Annotated in this window: 2 protein-coding genes; both read left to right on the top strand. The window is 55.4% G+C overall.

Features of this window, described 5'->3' with window-relative positions:
- A partial coding sequence (locus FN060_RS15385; RefSeq protein ID WP_211181472.1) for a hypothetical protein occupies positions 1-267 on the top strand: 267 nt, incomplete at its 5' end.
- A gap of 112 nt (positions 268-379) precedes the next feature.
- The gene (locus FN060_RS15380) at positions 380-682 is read left to right on the top strand and encodes a DUF982 domain-containing protein (RefSeq protein ID WP_142588884.1); all 303 of its coding nucleotides are present in this window, start codon (positions 380-382) and stop codon (positions 680-682) included.
- Positions 683-890 lie beyond the last annotated feature (208 nt).

Genomic DNA, 890 nt, shown 5'->3' with positions numbered 1-890 from the left:
CTCATTACCATATCCTCCGTAAAGCAACATGGATTGGAGACGCCACCGAAAACCTGCGTCTCCGGCCTATCGGCCCCTACTAAGGCTGCCGATGCAATGAATCTGGTTGGCGAAAAATGCCTGTTCAAGAACCTGGGAGGAAATTTTTCGCCGCCGCGTAATCCCGCTCTGGTATGGGGCAATCAGCTACCCGCCAACCTGGCTTGCTGTGCAGTAAGCGCCTACGTTCACGCCCGTCGACATGTACGGTTTCCCTATCAGATTTAGTGACCTGAGTGGTGTTCCGACTTGAACGGAAGGACGCGGCAAACCACATCGATAATCGGCGTTGGCCACAGCGCCTTCCTTGTTGATCACAAACAGAATCAGTGAGGTGGAAATGATCTCGAAGCTCTTTGATCGTCCGGTGTATCTGAAGGAACAAAAGAACCTCGTCCGCGAGATTACGGCCGTGGAGGAGGCGATTGATTATCTGGAGGATTGGCCAGAACGGGAACGGGACCTGATCCATGAGGCGGCCTTGAGGACCTGCTACATGGCACATGACGGTTTGAAACCTCTTTGGGCAGCACGCGATGCGATACGCTCTTTTGCTAAGAAGAAGGGCATCCTTGCCAAGGAACCTGCTGTGAAGCCTTGGATGATCAGGCCTGTTGGCGGTAGCGGCAGGGCATCGCTCTAACCCGTTGAGGCGAGAGGTTGGAGATGCTGCCTCTCGCCTTCATCAAGGCCACATGGGCGCAGAGTCGGCTTCGCTTCTTCCCGCCGCCGCTCTGCAACGGGCGCGGACCTCCGACCACACATCGATAAGGTAACGTGGCAGGTGCACACATTCATCTGAGTGACGGACTTGACCTTCCCACGTTGGAAGCATCAGCGTCGAGAACAGA

The organism is Pseudorhizobium halotolerans (genome assembly GCF_902153235.2).
GTDB classification, from domain to species: Bacteria; Pseudomonadota; Alphaproteobacteria; order Rhizobiales; family Rhizobiaceae; genus Neorhizobium; species Neorhizobium flavum.
The sequence above is the reverse complement of the archived record's forward strand: the minus strand, read 5'-3'. Positions and strand labels throughout refer to the sequence as shown.

Bases quoted from the DNA above. Each gene is read 5' to 3' on its own strand.
- FN060_RS15380 (WP_142588884.1), top strand. From the start codon at position 380: ATGATCTCGAAGCTCTTTGATCGTCCGGTGTATCTGAAGGAACAAAAG.